Below are 18,230 nucleotides of genomic sequence, written 5' to 3' on the forward strand. Positions count from 1 at the left end.
AAGGGGTACAAGTCATGTCCCAGATCGGCGCCCCTCGCGGGAGGACATGCTCCAGGAGCCCCCGCTCCCGCACGCTCCGCTCCGTCGCCACCCTGACCAGCGCCGTCCTCGCCGTCGCCGTCCTCGCCGGCTGCAGCTCCTCCGACGAGGCCGACGAGGCACGGGCTGCGGCCCAGGACAACGCGCCCGCCGCCCGTGACAAGGTCGCCGACGGGGGCACCCTGCGCTGGGCCGTCGACGCGCTCCCCACCACTCTCAACGCGTTCCAGGCCGACGCCGACGGCACCACCTCCCGGATCGCCGGGGCCGTGCTCCCGTCCCTCTACACGCTCGACGGCCGGGGCCGACCGCAGCGGAACGCCGACTACCTGGAGTCCGCGCAGGTCGTCGAGACGGAGCCCAAGCAGGTCGTCCTCTACAAGCTCAACCAGCAGGCGGTGTGGAGCGACGGACGCGAGATCGGGGCGCCCGACTTCGTGGCCCAGTGGCGGGCGCTGAGCGGCCGCGACACCGCGTACTGGACCGCCCACAACTCCGGCTACGAGCGGATCGAGAAGATCGAACGGGGCAAGAACGACCTGGAGGTACGGGTCACCTTCTCCAAGCCCTACGCCGACTGGCAGTCCCTCTTCACCCCGCTCTACCCCAAGCAGGTGATGGGCTCCCCGAACTCCTTCAACGACGGCGCCCGCGCCAGCCTCAAGGCCACCGCAGGACCGTTCCTGCTGAAGACGATCGACCGCAAGAACGGCGATGTCACCCTCGCCCGCAACCCCCGCTGGTGGGGACAGCCCGCCAAGCTCGACAGCGTCGTCCTCAAGGCCGTCCCCCGCGCCGACCGGGCGGACGCCCTCGCCGCCGGCACCCTCGACCTGGCCGAGATCGACCGGTCCACCGCCGAACGCATCGCCCTCGCGCTCCGGGACGCCCAAGCCGGACGCAACGGCGCCCAGGCCGCCCTCGCCCACGGCCCCGGCTCCTCGGTCACCCCCTCCAAGGCCCTGAAATCCTGGGCGCTCGCCCACGGCACCGACGACGAGAAGGCGGCGGAGGTCCAGGCCGCCCGCACGAAGAACCAGCAGGCCATCGCCGCGTACGCGAACGCCCAGGACACCCTCGCCAAGTACGTCGTCCGCAAGTCCCTGGAGCCCGCCTACACCCAGCTCTCGCTGAACGGCGAGTCCGGGCCGCTCGCCGACGAACGGGTACGGCGCGCGGTGGCCCGCGCCATCAACCGCCGGGAACTGGCCGAATCCGTACTCAAGCCGCTCGGCCTCCCGGCGGATCCTCCCGGCAGCCATCTGGCCCTCGCCGGCCAGGCCGCGTACGCGGACAGCAGCGACGCGCTCGGCAACCAGGACACCGCCGAGGCGCGGGCACTCCTCGCCGACGCCGGCTGGGTCCCGGGCGGCGCCGCCCGGAAGCCCGCGGACGCGGGAACGAAGGCAGGCAGCGAGGCCGAGAAGAAGGCCGCGGAGAAGGCCGCCGAGAAGAAGACCGGGGACAAGGCCGACGAGAAGGAAGGCGCCAAGAAGGAGGCCGCCAAGGCCGACGCCTCCACCGATGCCAAGAAGCAGGCCGCCGACACCGCCTCCGACGAGGGCCTCTACATCGTCGGCGACGACAAGCCCGGCGAGCGCCGCGCCACCCCCGCCGTCGGCGCCGACGGCCCCGAGAACGGCACCGGCATCCTCGCCCCGGCCCCCGCCGCCGCCCGCCAGAGCGCCGCGCTCCTCGCCAGGGCCGAGGCACTCGACACCGGTACGGGCTCCGGCGCCCGCGCCGCCCTGCCGGTCTCCGGGACGGACAAGGGCGTCGCAGGGGCCTACGCCCCGCGCGGCACCGCCGCCCCCGTGACCGCGCCCGAGGCCGGCAAGGGCCTCGGCAAGGACGGCAAGGCGCTCAGCCTCCGCTTCGTCCTGCCGTCCGGTCCCGGCTCCGAGGCGCTGCGGGCGGTCGGCGACCGGATCGTCCGGATGCTCGACGCGGTCGGCATCCGCACCGAGGTCACCAAGGTCTCCGACGACAGCTTCTTCAAGGACCACGTGGCCTCGGGCGACTACGACCTGGCCCTCTACTCCTGGCCCGCCTCCGCCTTCCCGGCGACCGACGCCCGGCCGATCTACGCCAAGCCCGAGCCCGCCTCGGACGGCTCACTCCTGGTCGAGCAGAACTATTCGCGGGTCGGCACCGACCGCATCGACCAGCTCTTCGACCAGGCGGCGGGGACCCTCGACGAGGAGGAGGCCCGTGAGCTGGTGCGCCAGGCCGACGCCCGGATCTGGGCCGCAGCCGGCTCCATTCCCCTCTACCAGCGCCCCCAGCTCGTCGCCGCCAAGGCCGATCTGGTGAACGCCGGAGCCTGGGGTCTCGCCGGACCGCGCTACCAGGACATCGGCTTCAAGAAGCCCGAAACCTCCAAGGGCGCCGAGCGAATCACCCCCTGAAAGCCCTGAAAGCTCCGAAACCGCAGGTCACAACCTCAGAACCAGCTCAATTTCCTTGCCCGCCGGTGATCCCGGCGGGCAGGATCGCGTCGGCCCTTTGACCCGGTCGCACGACCTCCGCACGACCTCCCCCACACCCTGTACCACTCGCAGAAGAACTTCTCGGATCTTGGCCGGGGAAGCCCCTTGCGCGGCAGCCCCGTACCATAGGACATAGCCGTGGCGCGTCCGCCCGGCGGGCGTACGAGGAACTGACGCCGCATCCCACGATCCGAGAGAAGCGCAAGCACCCATGCCCACGCGCCACGACATCCGTAACGTCGCCATCGTCGCCCACGTCGACCATGGCAAGACGACCATCGTCGACGCCATGCTCAAGCAGGCCGGTGCCTTCGCCGCCCACCAGCACCTCGACGACCGAATGATGGACTCGAACGACCTGGAGCGTGAGAAGGGCATCACGATCCTCGCCAAGAACACGGCGGTGAAGTATCACCCCAAGGACGGCGGGGCCCCGATCACGATCAACATCATCGACACCCCCGGTCACGCCGACTTCGGTGGCGAGGTCGAGCGCGGTCTGTCGATGGTGGACGCGGTCGTCCTCCTCGTGGACGCCTCCGAGGGTCCGCTCCCGCAGACCCGCTTCGTGCTGCGCAAGGCCCTCCAGCAGCGCCTGCCCGTCATCCTCTGCATCAACAAGACGGACCGCCCGGACTCCCGGATCGACGAGGTCGTCAACGAGACGTACGACCTCTTCCTCGACCTGGACGCCGACGAGGACCAGATCGAGTTCCCGATCGTCTACGCCTGCGGCCGTGACGGCGTCGCCTCGCTGACCAAGCCGGCGGACGGCACCGTCCCCGCCGACAGCGATAACCTGGAGCCGTTCTTCTCCACCATCCTGGAGCACGTCCCGGCCCCGTCGTACGACGAGGAGGCCCCGCTCCAGGCCCACGTCACCAACCTGGACGCCGACAACTTCCTCGGCCGTATCGCGCTGCTCCGCGTCGAGCAGGGCGAGCTGCGCAAGGGCCAGACGGTCGCGTGGATCAAGCGTGACGGCACGATCTCCAACGTCCGCATCACCGAGCTGATGATGACCGAGGCGCTCACCCGCAAGCCCGCCGAGGTCGCCGGCCCCGGTGACATCTGCGCCGTCGCCGGTATCCCCGACATCATGATCGGCGAGACCCTGGCCGACCCGGAGAACCCGATCGCGCTTCCGCTGATCACGGTGGACCAGCCGGCCATCTCCATGACCATCGGCACCAACACCTCGCCGCTCGTCGGCCGCGGTGGCACGGGCAAGGGCGCGGAGGCCAAGTCCGCGGTCAAGCAGCGCAAGGTCACCGCCCGCCAGGTCAAGGACCGTCTGGACCGCGAGCTGATCGGTAACGTCTCGCTCCGCGTCCTCGACACCGAGCGTCCCGACGCCTGGGAGGTCCAGGGCCGTGGTGAGCTCGCGCTCGCCATCCTGGTCGAGCAGATGCGCCGCGAGGGCTTCGAGCTCACCATCGGCAAGCCGCAGGTCGTCACCAAGGAGGTCGACGGCAAGACGCACGAGCCCGTCGAGCGCCTCACGGTCGACGTCCCCGAGGAGCACATGGGCGCGGTCACGCAGCTCATGGGTATCCGCAAGGGCCGCATGGACAACATGTCGAACCACGGCTCCGGCTGGGTCCGCATGGAGTTCGTCGTTCCGTCCCGTGGCCTCATCGGCTTCCGTACGGAGTTCCTCACCAACACCCGCGGTACGGGCATCGCCCACTCGATCCACGAGGGCCACGAGCCGTGGTTCGGCACGCTGACGACCCGTAACAACGGTTCGCTGGTCGCCGACCGCGCCGGCGCCGTCACCGCCTTCGCGATGACGAACCTCCAGGAGCGCGGTGTCCTGTTCACCGACCCCGGCACCGAGGTGTACGAGGGCATGATCGTCGGCGAGAACTCGCGCTCCGACGACATGGACGTGAACATCACCAAGGAGAAGAAGCTCACCAACATGCGCTCCGCCTCCGCCGACTCCTTCGAGGCGATCGTCCCGCCGCGCAAGCTGTCGCTGGAGCAGTCGCTGGAGTTCTGCCGCGACGACGAGTGCGTCGAGGTCACCCCGGAGGCCGTGCGTATCCGCAAGGTCATCCTGGACCAGAACGCGCGTGGCCGGGCGTCCTCCCGCGCCAAGAACGGCTGAACCGAGCCGGAACGGCGCTGAACCGAGCCGGAACGGCGCTGAACCGAGCCACACGGCGCCGCGCTGGGCCGGAGCGGCTGAGCTCGGCCGCCACGGTCGTCGCTACAGTCGCGACAGACGCGCAAGATCGGCCGATCCCGGCCGCATACCGCCGATGACAGCGGGGTAGATCACGGTTCTGTGATCTACCCCGCTCTCGGCTGACACGACGTCAGCACCGGAGCCCGGACCCCCACAGGCAGTGTGGGGGTCCGGGCTTTTCGTCAACTCCGGTCAACTCCATTTCGGAGGCTCGGTGTCCGTATATCGGCCATCGCTCTCCGGTACGTGCGTTAACGGTCCGTTTCGCGGGTGTCTGTCTGTGCTCAGTTTGTCCGGATTTCGGTATCCGGGGGCGCGGTGATGTTGTCAAAACGAGACCACTTAAGTGTGGTTTACAGCCCGGACGTACTTAATAGTTGGCTCCATTGAGCTCGGGTCAATGGGTCACGCACTGTGGGGAGTGCCGACTCACGAGCACACTCGGGGCACTTGAGTGCAAAGCCGTCAGGGGTGTCGGCGAAACTCGAAGTGCCCCTCTTGTAGTGACAAAAGTGGACTCATGAGGAGGAACCCATGCGCGGTGCCAAGAGCGCCAAGTGGGTAACGGGCGCGATCATCGTCGCCCTTGCTGCGACCGCCTGTGGCGGGGGTAAGAGCGACAGCGGCGACGCCAAGGGCGCTGTTGACCCGAACGGAATTTTCTCCATCGAGCTGGGCGAGCCTGAGAAGCCCCTGCTCACCGGTGACACGATGGAGTCCAACGGCTCCGCCGTGATGGCCGGCCTGTTCTCGACCCTGGTCGACTACAAGGCTGACGGCTCCCTGGAGATGATCAACGCCGAGTCGGTCACCACGACGGACTCGAAGACGTGGACCGTCAAGCTCAAGCCGGGCTGGACCTTCCACGACGGCACCCCGGTGACCTCGAAGTCCTACGTGGACGCGTGGAACTGGAACGCCAACGTCAAGAACGCCCAGGGTCTGTCCTCGTGGTTCGCGGACATCAAGGGCTTCGACAAGGTGCACCCCGAGGCCGAGGGCGCCAAGCCCACCTCGGACAAGCTCGACGGTCTGACGGTCGTCGACGAGACCACCTTCAAGATCGAGCTCACCAAGGCCGTTCCGTACTTCGGCCACAAGCTCGCCTACATCGTCTTCGCGCCGATGGCGGAGTCCTTCTACAAGGACCCCGAGGCCGGCGGCCAGAAGCCGGTCGGCAACGGTCCCTACAAGTTCAAGAGCTGGGACCACAAGAAGAAGATCGAGATCACTCGATACGACGCCTACAAGGGCCCGAACAAGGCGAAGAACGGCGGTGTGGTCTTCAAGAACTACACCACCCTCGAGGCCGCGTACGAGGACCTGAAGTCCGGCAACGTCGACGTCCTGCGTCAGATCGCGCCGAAGGACCTCCCGGTCTACCGCCAGGACCTCGGCGACCGCGCCGTGGACCAGCCGTACTCCGCGATCCAGACCATGGCCGTCGCCTTCTACGCCGACCAGTGGAAGAAGCCGAAGCAGATCGACCCGCGCGTCATCCAGGGTCTGTCGATGGCGATCGACCGTGCCACCATCACCAAGACGGTGCTGCAGGGTACGCGTGAGCCCGCGACCGGCTGGGTCGCCAAGGGTGTCCTGGGCTTCCAGGAGGACGGTGGCGCCGGCGTCACCAAGTTCGACCCCACCAAGGCCAAGGAGCTCATCAAGGCCGGCGGCGGCGTCCCGGGGAACAAGATCTCGATCCAGTTCAACGCCGACGGTGGCCACAAGGAGTGGGTGGACGCTGTCTGCAACTCCATCACCCAGGCCACGACCGTCCAGTGTGTCGGCGACGGCAAGCCGGACTTCCAGGCCGACCTCCAGGCCCGTAAGGGCAAGCAGGTCAAGTCGCTGTACCGCTCCGGCTGGGTGCTCGACTACCCGGTGAACGCCAACTTCATCTCGGACCTGTTCCGTACGGGTGCGGCGGGCAACCAGGGCGACTTCTCCAACAAGGCGCTGGACGCCAAGATCGCCAAGGCTGACTCCGCGGCGACGCTGGACGAGTCGGTGAAGCAGTTCCAGGCCATCGAGAAGGACCTGGTCAACTACATGCCGTCCATCCCGCTCTGGTACTACAAGGTCAACGCGGGCTACTCCGAGAAGGTTTCGGGCGTGGCTTACGGTCAGGACGGCGACCCGATCCTGACCGGCGTCGAGGTCAAGAAGTAATCACCCAAGCGTAGTCCGCCTGCCGATGCGGGGCTGACGGGATGTCAGCCCCGCGTTCGGCGCCTTACGTATGTGGCTGGGGGGCCCTTCCACGACATTCGCGTGCCCGTTTCGGGTCGCGGTTGCCGAGGGAGGGCCCGTCGGTTGCTGCTGTCATATTTCAACGGAGGCATGATGGGGCGCTATGTCGCACGACGACTGCTCCAGATGATCCCGGTTTTCCTCGGGACCACCCTGCTGATCTTCCTCATGGTCTACAGCCTGCCCGGCGACCCCGTGGCGGGTATGTTCGGGGACAAGGGCGCTGACCCCGCGACCCTCGCGAAGATCAGACACGATCTGGGACTGGATCTGCCGCTCTGGCAGCAGTACTGGAACTACATGACCGACATCATCCTGCACTTCGACTTCGGGAACCAGATCCGCAACGGTCGCCCGATCACCGAGGTCCTGGGTGAGGCGTTCCCCGTCACTCTGCAACTCGCCGCTCTGGCGTTCGCGTTCGAGCTGGTCTTCGGCATCGGCCTCGGCATCATCGCCGGCCTGAAGGCGGGCAAGCTCGCCGACAACGCGATCCTGATCTTCACGCTGCTGATCATCTCGATCCCGGTCTTCGTCCTCGGCTTCATCATCAAGATGGTGTTCGCCTTCGAACTGGGCTGGATCGAACCGAACGTCAGCAACGATCAGTTGGTGTCCGAGATGCTCGCTCCGGCCATTGTGCTCGGCGGTCTCTCTCTCGCCTATGTGGCCCGGCTCACCCGGACCTCCATGGCGGAGAACCTGCGCGCCGACTACATGCGTACGGCCGTCGCCAAGGGTCTGCCCCGCCGCCGTGTCATCGGCGTGCACCTCATGCGCAACTCGATGATCCCCGTGGTCACCTTCCTCGGCACCGACATCGGCGCCCTCATGGGCGGTGCCGTCGTCACCGAGCGCATCTTCAACATCAAGGGTGTCGGTGGCCTCATCGCCGAGTCGATCACCCGGCGTGAAGGTTCCACCCTGGTCGGCCTGGTCACCATTCTGGTGATCATCTACCTCGTCACCAGCCTGCTCATCGACCTGCTGTACGCGGTCCTGGACCCGAGGATCCGTTATGCCTGACGTGACCAAGACCGTCCCCGCCGTCGAGGACGCCGCCGCGCTCCCCGCCGACGTCGCCGCGCCGGCGAAGCAGGAGAAGGCCCGCAGCCTCTGGGGCGACGCCTGGGTCGACCTGCGCCGCAACCCGTACTTCCTCGTGGCGTCGGTGCTGATCTTCTTCCTGTTGCTGATCTCGGTCTTCCCGAGCTTCTTCACGAGCGCGTCGCCGACCAAGGGCGACCTCGTGAAGCACTTCCTCGGGAAGCCGGAGCTCGGCAGCATCGGTTCCGAGGGCTGGCTGGGCTACGACGGCCAGGGCCGCTCCGTGTACGCCCGACTGATCTACGGCACCCGTGCCTCGATCATCGTCGGCGTCGCCGTGACCGCGATCGTCACGCTCGTCGGTGGTGTGATGGGCATGCTCGCCGGTTACTTCGGTGGCTGGATCGACGCGCTGCTCTCGCGCCTGACCGACATCTTCTTCGGCATCCCGTTCCTGCTCGGCGCCATGGTCGTCCTGCAGTCCTTCGTCGAGCGCACGGTCTGGGTGGTCGTCTTCGCCCTGGCGTTCCTCGGCTGGACCCAGATGGCCCGCGTCATGCGCGGCGCCGTGATCACGGTCAAGCAGGCCGACTACGTGCACGCGGCCAAGGCGCTCGGCGCCGGCACGACCCGCATCCTGCTCCGGCACATCCTGCCGAACGCCATGGCTCCGGTGATCGTCGTCGCCACCATCGCCCTGGGCGGATACATCTCCGCCGAGGCCACCCTCTCGTACCTGGGTCTGGGCCTCGCCGCCCCGACCGTCTCGTGGGGTGTGGACATCTCCACCGGTGTCGACCAGATCCGAGTGGCGCAGCACATCCTGCTGTGGCCCTCGATCATGCTCAGCATCACCGTTCTGGCGTTCATCATGCTCGGCGAAGCCGTACGCAACGCCCTCGACCCGAAGCTGCGCTAGGAGGGCGTAAAGGTGACCATCATCGACAACACCGCGACGGTCCCGTCGCCCCGCGACGGCGGCGACCACACCGGTCCGCTGCTCGAAGTCCGCGACCTGCACGTCGAGTTCCACACCCGTGACGGTGTGGCCAAGGCGGTCAACGGCGTCAACTACTCGGTGAACGCCGGCGAGACCCTCGCCGTGCTCGGCGAGTCCGGCTCCGGCAAGTCCGTGACCGCGCAGGCCATCATGGGCATCCTCGACATGCCGCCCGGCAAGATCCCGCAGGGCGAGATCCTGTTCCGTGGCCAGGACATGCTGAAGATGTCCGAGGAGGAGCGGCGGAAGATCCGCGGCCGGAAGATCGCGATGATCTTCCAGGACGCGCTGTCCTCCCTCAACCCGGTCCTCAGCGTCGGCTACCAGCTCGGCGAGATGTTCCGGGTGCACCAGGGCCTGTCCAAGAAGGCCGCCACGGTCAAGGCCATCGAGCTGATGGACAAGGTCAAGATCCCCGCCGCCAAGGCGCGGGTCTCCGACTACCCCCACCAGTTCTCCGGCGGTATGCGCCAGCGCATCATGATCGCCATGGCGCTCGCCCTGGAGCCGGACCTGATCATCGCCGACGAGCCCACCACGGCTCTCGACGTGACCGTCCAGGCCCAGGTCATGGACCTCCTCGCGGAGCTCCAGCAGGAATACAACATGGGCCTGATCCTGATCACCCACGACCTCGGCGTCGTCGCCGACGTCGCGGACAAGATCGCCGTGATGTACGCCGGCCGGATCGTCGAGCAGGCGCCGGTGCACGAGCTGTACAAGCGCCCGGCGCACCCCTACACCAAGGGTCTGCTGGAGTCGATCCCGCGCCTGGACCAGAAGGGCCAGGAGCTCTACGCGATCAAGGGCCTGCCGCCCAACCTGCTTCGCGTGCCCACCGGCTGCGCCTTCAACCCGCGCTGCCCCAAGGCCGACGACATCTGCCGCACGGAGATCCCGGCCCTCGTGCCGGTCACCGAGCAGAACGGCGCGGATCTCCCGGGCCGTCAGAGCGCCTGCCACTTCTGGAAGGAGACGATCCATGGCTGACCTCAGCAAGAACGACGAGGCCGTGGCCGCCGTCGAGGCCCCCGTGGGCCGCGGCGAGCCGATCCTCCAGGTGCGCAACCTGAAGAAGCACTTCCCGCTGACGCAGGGCATCCTCTTCAAGAAGCAGGTCGGCGCGGTCAAGGCCGTGGACGGGGTCTCCTTCGACCTCTACCAGGGCGAGACCCTCGGCATCGTGGGCGAGTCCGGCTGTGGCAAGTCCACGGTCGCCAAGCTCCTGATGAACCTGGAGTCGGCCACCGCCGGCGAGGTCTTCTACAAGGGCCAGGACATCACCAAGCTGGGCGGTCGCGCGCTCAAGGCCGTGCGCCGCAACATCCAGATGGTGTTCCAGGACCCGTACACCTCGCTCAACCCGCGTATGACGGTCGGCGACATCATCGGCGAGCCCTTCGACATCCACCCCGAGGTGGCCCCGAAGGGTGACCGGCGCCGCAAGGTGCAGGAGCTGCTCGACGTCGTCGGTCTGAACCCGGAGTACATCAACCGGTACCCGCACCAGTTCTCCGGCGGTCAGCGCCAGCGCATCGGCATCGCCCGAGGCCTCGCGCTCAACCCGGAGATCATCATCTGCGACGAGCCGGTCTCGGCCCTGGACGTCTCCGTCCAGGCGCAGGTCATCAACCTGATGGGGAAGCTCCAGGACGAGTTCAACCTCTCCTACCTCTTCATCGCGCACGACCTGTCGATCGTCCGGCACATCTCGGACCGTGTCGGCGTCATGTACCTCGGCAAGATGGCCGAGATCGGTACGGACGAGCAGATCTACGAGCACCCGACGCACCCGTACACCCAGGCGCTGCTCTCCGCGGTGCCGGTGCCGGACCCGGAGGCCCGCGCGCACCGCGAGCGGATCATCCTGACCGGTGACGTCCCCTCGCCGGCGAACCCGCCGTCGGGCTGCAGCTTCCGCACCCGTTGCTGGAAGGCGCAGGAGAAGTGCTCGCAGGAGACGCCGCTGCTGGCGATCCCGCAGCGCTTCGACGGCCTGAACACCCCGGCCGCCCACCTCTCGGCGTGCCACTTCGCCGAGGAGAAGCAGGTCGTCCCGGTGCACTGACGCACCGAGCTCACCACGCGCGAGGGCGCCCCGGTCCACTACGGACCGGGGCGCCCTCGTCGTGCGGTGTCCGTCACCGGCTGGTCGGGACGTACGGGTAGCACTTCTGGTAGTCGAAGGTGTGCTGGCGCATGATCAGGTCACCGGTCCGGGGGCCGACGATGCCGTCCGCATCGGCGGCGCCCAGCATCCGGTACTGCACGTACCGGATGGCCTCGTCGGTCTCGGGACCGAAGGCGCTGTCGACACTGATCAGGTCGTGCTGCGTGGCGAAGTGGTCCGAGATGATGATGTTCAGGGCCTTCTGGACGCACCAGACGGCGGTCGGCTGGTTGGCCTGGCCGTAGCCGATGTATCCGGCGCCGGGCTGGGCCTGGGCGGATCCGGGCAGGGCGAGGGCGGCCAGGGTCGTCGCGGCGACGCCGACGGCGACGCGGGCGGTGAGTCTGCTGAGCATGGCGGTGGGCGCCTTTCGGGAGTGCCGGTGCGGGCCGATCGGCGTGTTCATGCTCGTCGGCGACCTGAACTCTAGGACCGGAAAAGGCCGTTGAGGCGTCCCATTCGTCCCTGGGACGTCAGGCCGTGGTGGGACATGGGTGGGTGCTCATAGCGTGCTGGCGAGGGGTGGTCCCTCAAGGAAGGGATGTCATGCGCACACCAAAGAGGGGCCGGGGCAGACGGGGCGCCCTCGCCGCCCTCGCCGCCCTGACCCTGTGCACCGGCGCGAGCGAAGGGGTGTCGGTCGCGGCGACATCCCCGCCCGCGCCCCCGAACACCCAGGCCCCGCCGACGGAACAGACCGAGCCCGGCCCCGGCCGCGACCGCTCGTACGTCCCCGGCGCGGACCGCGACCGCGTCCTCGGCGACGGATGGGAGACCTCCAAGGACCGGGCCTGGACGACCTCGGGCGACGCGGAGGGCTTCCACGTCCTGGTCGCCGACGAGGGCGCCGGCTTCGGCTGGCGCACCGCCGCGACCCTCATCGAGCCCGGCTTCGACGCGGACATGTGGATCGGCAACGCCTGCGTCACCGAGTCCGGCAAGCGGGCCGTCGTCGTCTACGCCCCGCGCACCTTCACCAACAAGGGCGAGCTGTTCGACCGGGGCGGCTTCACCGCCGTCGTCGACCTCGACACCGGAGCGGTACGCAAGCTCCCGCTCCAGACCTCCCTCGCGTACTACAACCCCGGCTGCGGCCTCGGCGAGACCGCGGCGCTGACCCAGGGCGGCTCCCAGGACAAGGGCAAGACCCGGCTCGTACGCCTGGACGCGGCCACCGGACGGCTCGGCGGACGCACCGAGGTCGCGGGCCAGCTCACCTCCGCGATCCCGATGAAGGACGGCTCCTACGCGGCCGCAGACAGCGGCCGCGTGGTCGGCATCGGCACCGACGGCAGACGGACCACCCTCGCCCGGACGGGCGGGATCCCACTGCGCCTCGCGCAGGACGCGGACGGCGGCCTCGTCTTCATGGACAAGGCCAAGGACGGCAAGGCGAAGATCTCCCGCGTCGCCCCCGGCTCGAAGAACACGCTCACCCTGGCCTCCGGCCCCTGGGGCGAGCTCGGCCTGGCCCGGGGCGCCCACGGCCGTGCCTTCATCACCGGCGAGACGACGACGGCACCCGCGAAGCTGCCCGCCGCCGTGCAGCGGCTCGCCGGGACGCCCAAGGACGCGCAGGTGTCCACCCTCGGCGGTGCCGTGGTGACCCGCTCCGCCTGGGCCGACGGCAAGGACTCCCGGGCGGCCGCGCCCGCCCCGGACGGCGGCCGTGCCGTCGCCGTCGACCTCCTCGTCCGCGAGACGGGGAAGAAGGCCTCCTTCACCGTCGAACCGGAGGCCGACCCGAGCCGGAACGGGGAGCAGGGCCGCGCCCTCTCACCCTCGCTGGGCAACGCGTCCGCCGCGCCCGCGATGTCCCGGACCTCGGCGAAGTCCGGGGCCTCCACCGTCACAGCGGCAGCAGCGGCGGAAGCGGGCGCCGGTTCCCCGAGCGCCACGGTCGAGGACGAGCGCTTCTGCTCGGTGCCCCGCAACGACCCGCGCAACCAGGCCATGCAGCCCAAGCCGCGCCAGGTGGAGTGGGCCGTGGACCACGCGGTCCTCGGCAGCCTGAACAAGTACGTCTCGCGGCCCGCGAACTGGAAGAACCAGGGGATGCCGGCGTACCAGCCGCAGTCCCTCTTCCCGCCGCTCGCCCTGGAGGGCGGCGGCCGGGTGCCGGCGCAGGTGATGCTGGGCATCACCGCCCAGGAGTCGAACATGTGGCAGGCCTCGCGCGTCGCGGTGCCCGGTGTCACCTCCAACCCGCTGATCGGGAACTACTACGGCCGTCGTCTCTACAACCGTGACGACGGCGACGACTGGGACATCCACTGGGACGAGGCGGACTGCGGCTACGGCGTCACCCAGATGACCGACGGCATGCGGCGGGCCGGACACGCCAAGCCGGGCGAGGTGCTCCTGCCGTACGACACGCAGCGGGCCGTCGCGCTCGACTACACCGCCAACATCTCCGCGGGTCTGCAGAAGCTCCAGGAGAAGTGGAACGAGACCTACCGGGCCGGCCTGAAGGTCAACAACGCCGATCCGTCGAAGCTGGAGAACTGGTACTTCGCGATCTGGAGCTACAACTCCGGCTTCTACGGGAACAAGGGCTGCTGCGAGCCCTGGGGCGTCGGCTGGAGCAACAACCCCGCCAACCCCGAATACCCCAGTGACCGCAGGCCGTTCATGCTCGACACGGCCATGGACGCCGCGCACCCGCAGGACTGGCCGTACCCCGAGAAGGTCCTCGGCTTCGCCGCCAGCCCGCCCTCCCTCCTGGAGTCCCCGGGGAAGATGGTCGCCGCGTACCGGCAGGCCTGGTGGAACACCACGGCCGCCCGCGAGTTGGCCAAGCCGCCGGTGGCCACCTTCTGCGACGAGCGGAACTGGTGCGACCCCACGAAGATTCCGCTCGACCGGGGCACGAACGACGAGTACGGGCCCTGCCGCCACCAGGACGCCAACGGCGTCTGGGACTTCAAGTGCTGGTGGAACCAGCCGGTCACCTGGAAGGAGAACTGCTCCTTCACCTGCGGCAACGAGGGGATGCGCTTCGACGGCGTCCTCGCCGAGGAGCCGGACGGCACGGCCTATCCGCCCGTCTGCACCTACGGCACGCTGCCCCCGGGCACGGTGGTCGTCGACGACGTCCAGGGCCAGCCGTCGGCACGTCCGAACTGTCCGCAACCCGCCCAAGGAGGCGCCTTCAGCCTGGAGTTCGCCCCCGACGCGAAGGGCACCTACCGCTCGAAGGTCGACTTCCACCAGATCGGCGGCGGATACGCGGGCCACTTCTGGTTCGCCCACGGCACCACGAAGGAGGACTTCCGCGTCACCGGCACCTGGAAGCCGACCAACGCGATGCACGGCTGGACCCGTATCAAGGTGCACATCCCCGACCACGGTGCCTGGAACCGCCAGGCCGACTACGTGATCGACCTCGGCAACGGCCAGACCCGGCACCGGGTCGTCAGCCAGGGCTGGAAGGCCCACACCTGGGTCGACCTCGGCGCCTTCCCGCTCGACGGCCAGGCAAGCGTCCGGCTCAGCAACGTCACCGTCGACGGCCAGGGCGAGAACGTCGCCTTCGACGCGGTCCAGTTCATCCCGACCACCAAGCCTCAGATGTCGTACGTCGCGCTCGGCGACTCGTACTCCGCCGGTGAGGGTGTCGAGGGGTACGACGGCAACAGCGACTGGAACAACAACGGAGCCAAGGACGCCTGCCACCGCTCCACGAACGGGGCCTACTCCCGGCTGATCAAGCAGCCCGGACACAGCCAGACCGTCGAGCAGGAGTCCAGGGCCGGGGCGGGAACGACGAACTTCGCGTTCATCGCCTGCTCGGGCTCCATCACCACCAGCGTCGCCAACGAGGCCATCAGCGTTCCGCCGACCGCCGCCGACCTCGCCCGGAACACCGACTGGGGCACCGCCGACCACCACTTCGGCGAGGTGCCGCAGGTCGACCAGGGCTGGATCGACCAGGACACCTCCCTGGTCACGATCAGCATCGGCGGCAACGACTCGCGGTTCACCGACGTCCTCCGCGGCTGCCTGATGACGGTGTACGACTGCGAGGGCCCCGCGTACAAGCTCACCCGCCTGAACGGCTCCGTCGACCCCGAGCCGCTCATCACCTACGAGCCCAAGGTCATCAAGGAGATGCTCCCGCCGCACCTCAAGGCCGTCTACCGGACCATCCACGCCAGGGCGCCCCAGGCCCGGATCGTCGTCATCGGCTATCCGCAGCTCTTCGACGACGAACCGGCGCTGTCGTGCGCGGGCATCGGCGTCGCCAACCAGAAGTTCATGAACCGCCTGGGCACCGACCTCACGGGCTCCATCCGCGGGGCCGTCCAGACGGTGGCGGGAGAGGGGGTCGACATCTCCTTCGTCGACCCGACCCCGGCCTGGCGGAACCACTGGGCCTGCACGACCAGCGGGACCGAATGGACCAACGCGGCCATCGCCTGGTCGCAGTCCGGCAGCTCCGGTGCCGACAAGGAGATACCGGGCGCCGGCAGCTTCCACCCCAAGGCCGCGGGCCACACCGAGTTCGCCCGGCTCATCAACGAGCGCATCGCCGGCGTCAGCTGACCCGGTACGGGGGCAGGGGCCGTCCCGTACGTCCCGTAGTACCTACGGGACGGCCCGCGACGGGACCGGTCTTGTCCACGGGCCGGGCCGGTCCCTAGCGTCGGGCCCCGTTCCGGACGCCGCACAAGGAGAGGTCATCGTGAGCATCAAGGTAAGAATCGGCATGATCGTCGGGATCATGTGCACCGCGCTGCTGTCGCTCATCGCAGCACCCGGCGCGGCCTTCGCCGCAGCCTGCTCCACATACGGCTGCGACGGCACCAACCCCGACTACATGCCCTGGAACGGCTCGGCGGTGACGCGGCTGGGTCCGATCACCAACGGCAGCGGCGTCACGGTCGCGCTGCGCTCGGGCACGGCCAACGGCGGCGTGTACGCCTGGGCCCGGATGACGTACTACTCGGGCAGCGACGCGCACCTCACCTACGTCTACATCGAGCGCTGCACCAAGGACCACATGCAGTGCACCTCCGGTCTGGGGACGAAGGCCGGCGGAACCTCGGGCTGGACCTCCCAGGTGGGGACCAACTCGTACTCCACCTGGTCGGGGGTGTACTACGACTCCGGCCTCGTGGCGCGTGCCTGCGTGTACGACTCGACCAACGGCTCCACCACCTGCACGGGCTGGTGGTAGAACGCCCGCACTGACACAGCGGCCGGCCGGGGCGGAGTACGCCACGGCCGGCCGTCGCCGTTCGCCGTCGCCGTCCCACCGATGGGCGCCGACAACATGCATGCCTTCTGATTTCGGGTCATATTGAGCTCTAAGCCACACTTAGGGACATATGGGAGGCACTCCATGCGCGGAGCCACGCACGCCAAGTGGGCCGCACTGGCCACAGCCGTCGCCCTCGCGGCGACCGCCTGTGGTGGCGGCGACGACAGCGGCGGTGGCGGAGGGGCCGACGGCATCGTGAGTTCCTCGTGGGGCGACCCGCAGAACCCGCTGGAGCCCGCCAACACCAACGAGGTCCAGGGCGGCAAGGTCCTCTCCATGATCTTCCGGGGGCTCAAGCAGTACGACCCGAAGACCGGCGAGGCGAAGGACATGCTCGCCGAGAAGATCGAGACCACCGACTCGATCAACTTCACCATCACGGTCAAGGACGGCTGGACCTTCTCCAACGGCGAGAAGGTGACCGCCAAGTCCTTCGTCGACGCGTGGAACTACGGCGCCGATCTGAAGAATAACCAGAAGAACTCCTACTTCTTCGGTCAGATCGAGGGCTACGACAAGGTCCACCCCGACAAGGGTGAGCCGTCCGCCACCTCCATGTCCGGCCTCAAGGTCACCGGCCCCCAGACCTTCACGGTCAAGCTCACCCAGAAGTTCTCCACTTGGCCCATCACCCTCGGCTACGCGGCCTTCTCGCCGCTGCCCCAGGCCTTCTTCGACGACCGCGCGGCCTGGCTGTCGAAGCCGATCGGCAACGGGCCGTACACCGTCGACTCGTACTCCAAGGGCTCCCAGATGGCCCTCAAGCGCTGGGACGGCTACCCCGGTGCCGACAAGGCCCAGAACGGCGGCATCACCCTCAAGGTCTACACCGACAACAACACCGCCTACACCGACCTGACGGCCGGGAACCTCGACCTCGTCGACGACGTCCCCGCCTCCCAGCTCAAGAACGTCCAGGCCGACCTCGGCGACCGGTACATCAACGTCCCCGCCGGCATCATCCAGACCCTGTCCTTCCCGTTCTACGACCCGGCCTGGAACAAGCCCGGACAGGAGAAGCTCCGCCAGGGCCTCTCCATGGCGATCGACCGCGACCAGATCACCGAGACGATCTTCCAGAAGACCCGTACCCCGGCCGTCGACTGGACCTCCCCGGTCCTCGGCGAGGACGGCGGCTTCAAGGACGTCTGCGGCGACTTCTGCAAGTTCGACGCGGCCGAGGCGAAGAAGCTCGTCGCCGAGGGCGGCGGCATCCCCGGCGGCACGATGACGATCTCGTACAACGCCGACACCGGCTCCCACAAGGAGTGGGTGGACGCCGTCTGCAACTCCATCAACAACGCCCTCGGCAACAACCGGGCCTGCGTCGGCAACCCGGTCGGCACCTTCGCAGACTTCCGCAGCCAGGTCAGCACGCAGAAGATGAAGGGCCCGTTCCGGGCCGGCTGGCAGATGGACTACCCGCTCATCCAGAACTTCCTGCAGCCGCTCTACTACACCAACGCCTCGTCGAACGACGGAAAGTACAGCGACCCGGAGTTCGACAAGCTCGTCAACCAGGCCAACGCCGAGTCCGACATCGCCAAGGCCGTGGGGATCTTCCAGCAGGCCGAGGGCGTCCTCCGCGACGACATGGGCGCCATCCCGCTCTGGTACCAGAACGGCAGCGCCGGCTACTCCGAGCGCGTCTCCAACGTGACCCTGAACCCCTTCAGCGTCCCCGTCTACGACCAGATCAAGGTCAACTGACGCAGCTCGTCGGCGTACGGCCCGGCCTGGCGATCACGCGCGAGCCGGGCCGTACGCCTTCCCCA

General features: G+C 68.4%; 11 protein-coding genes. 10 read left to right on the top strand and 1 reads right to left on the bottom strand.

The annotated features are described in order from the left end of the window. The first annotated feature begins 14 nt into the window (after nucleotides 1-14). From OG514_RS18845 to OG514_RS18875, 7 genes are all read left to right on the top strand, one after another. The gene (locus OG514_RS18845) at nucleotides 15-2,447 is read left to right on the top strand and encodes an ABC transporter family substrate-binding protein (protein ID WP_266896197.1); all 2,433 of its coding nucleotides are present in this window, start codon (nucleotides 15-17) and stop codon (nucleotides 2,445-2,447) included. 292 nt (nucleotides 2,448-2,739) lie between these two features. Further along, nucleotides 2,740-4,641 carry a translational GTPase TypA gene (typA, locus tag OG514_RS18850; RefSeq protein WP_266896199.1) on the top strand — a complete coding sequence of 634 codons (1,902 nt, stop codon included), beginning with the start codon at nucleotides 2,740-2,742 and terminating at the stop codon, nucleotides 4,639-4,641. 615 nt (nucleotides 4,642-5,256) lie between these two features. Continuing rightward, entirely contained in the window at nucleotides 5,257-6,894 is a 1,638-nt protein-coding gene (locus OG514_RS18855; RefSeq protein ID WP_266896201.1) for an ABC transporter substrate-binding protein, read from the top strand. A 174-nt stretch (nucleotides 6,895-7,068) separates the two neighbouring features. Then, nucleotides 7,069-8,001 (top strand): ABC transporter permease, encoded by a 933-nt coding sequence (locus tag OG514_RS18860; RefSeq protein WP_266900891.1) that lies wholly within the window; start codon nucleotides 7,069-7,071, stop codon nucleotides 7,999-8,001. Continuing rightward, the gene (locus OG514_RS18865; RefSeq protein ID WP_266896203.1) at nucleotides 7,994-8,941 is read left to right on the top strand and encodes an ABC transporter permease; all 948 of its coding nucleotides are present in this window, start codon (nucleotides 7,994-7,996) and stop codon (nucleotides 8,939-8,941) included. The genes OG514_RS18860 and OG514_RS18865 overlap by 8 nt, the downstream gene beginning before the upstream one ends. A 12-nt stretch (nucleotides 8,942-8,953) precedes the next feature. Then, a complete protein-coding gene (locus tag OG514_RS18870) occupies nucleotides 8,954-10,012 on the top strand; it encodes an ABC transporter ATP-binding protein (protein ID WP_266896205.1) in 1,059 nt (352 codons plus the stop codon). Continuing rightward, nucleotides 10,005-11,090 (top strand): ABC transporter ATP-binding protein, encoded by a 1,086-nt coding sequence (locus OG514_RS18875; protein WP_266896207.1) that lies wholly within the window; start codon nucleotides 10,005-10,007, stop codon nucleotides 11,088-11,090. Before OG514_RS18870 ends, OG514_RS18875 begins: the two co-directional genes overlap by 8 nt. Before the next feature lie 73 nt (nucleotides 11,091-11,163). On the opposite strand, the gene OG514_RS18880 is transcribed toward OG514_RS18875, so the two are convergent. After that, the gene (locus OG514_RS18880) at nucleotides 11,164-11,598 is read right to left on the bottom strand and encodes a peptidoglycan-binding protein (protein ID WP_266896209.1); all 435 of its coding nucleotides are present in this window, start codon (nucleotides 11,596-11,598) and stop codon (nucleotides 11,164-11,166) included. A 140-nt stretch (nucleotides 11,599-11,738) separates the two neighbouring features. Between OG514_RS18880 and OG514_RS18885 the strand changes: the two genes are divergently transcribed. The 3 genes from OG514_RS18885 (at nucleotide 11,739) to OG514_RS18895 (ending at nucleotide 18,165) form a co-directional block, all read left to right on the top strand. Beyond that, on the top strand, nucleotides 11,739-15,737 hold the full coding sequence (locus OG514_RS18885; protein WP_266896211.1) for a GDSL-type esterase/lipase family protein: 3,999 nt from the start codon (nucleotides 11,739-11,741) through the stop codon (nucleotides 15,735-15,737). Nucleotides 15,738-15,876: 139 nt separating this feature from the next. Further along, nucleotides 15,877-16,371 (top strand): hypothetical protein, encoded by a 495-nt coding sequence (locus tag OG514_RS18890; protein WP_266896213.1) that lies wholly within the window; start codon nucleotides 15,877-15,879, stop codon nucleotides 16,369-16,371. Nucleotides 16,372-16,536: 165 nt separating this feature from the next. Then, the gene (locus tag OG514_RS18895) at nucleotides 16,537-18,165 is read left to right on the top strand and encodes an ABC transporter substrate-binding protein (RefSeq protein ID WP_266896215.1); all 1,629 of its coding nucleotides are present in this window, start codon (nucleotides 16,537-16,539) and stop codon (nucleotides 18,163-18,165) included. Nucleotides 18,166-18,230 lie beyond the last annotated feature (65 nt).

The sequence above is a fragment of the Streptomyces sp. NBC_00572 genome, from assembly GCF_026341815.1.
Lineage (GTDB): Bacteria > Actinomycetota > Actinomycetes > Streptomycetales > Streptomycetaceae > Streptomyces.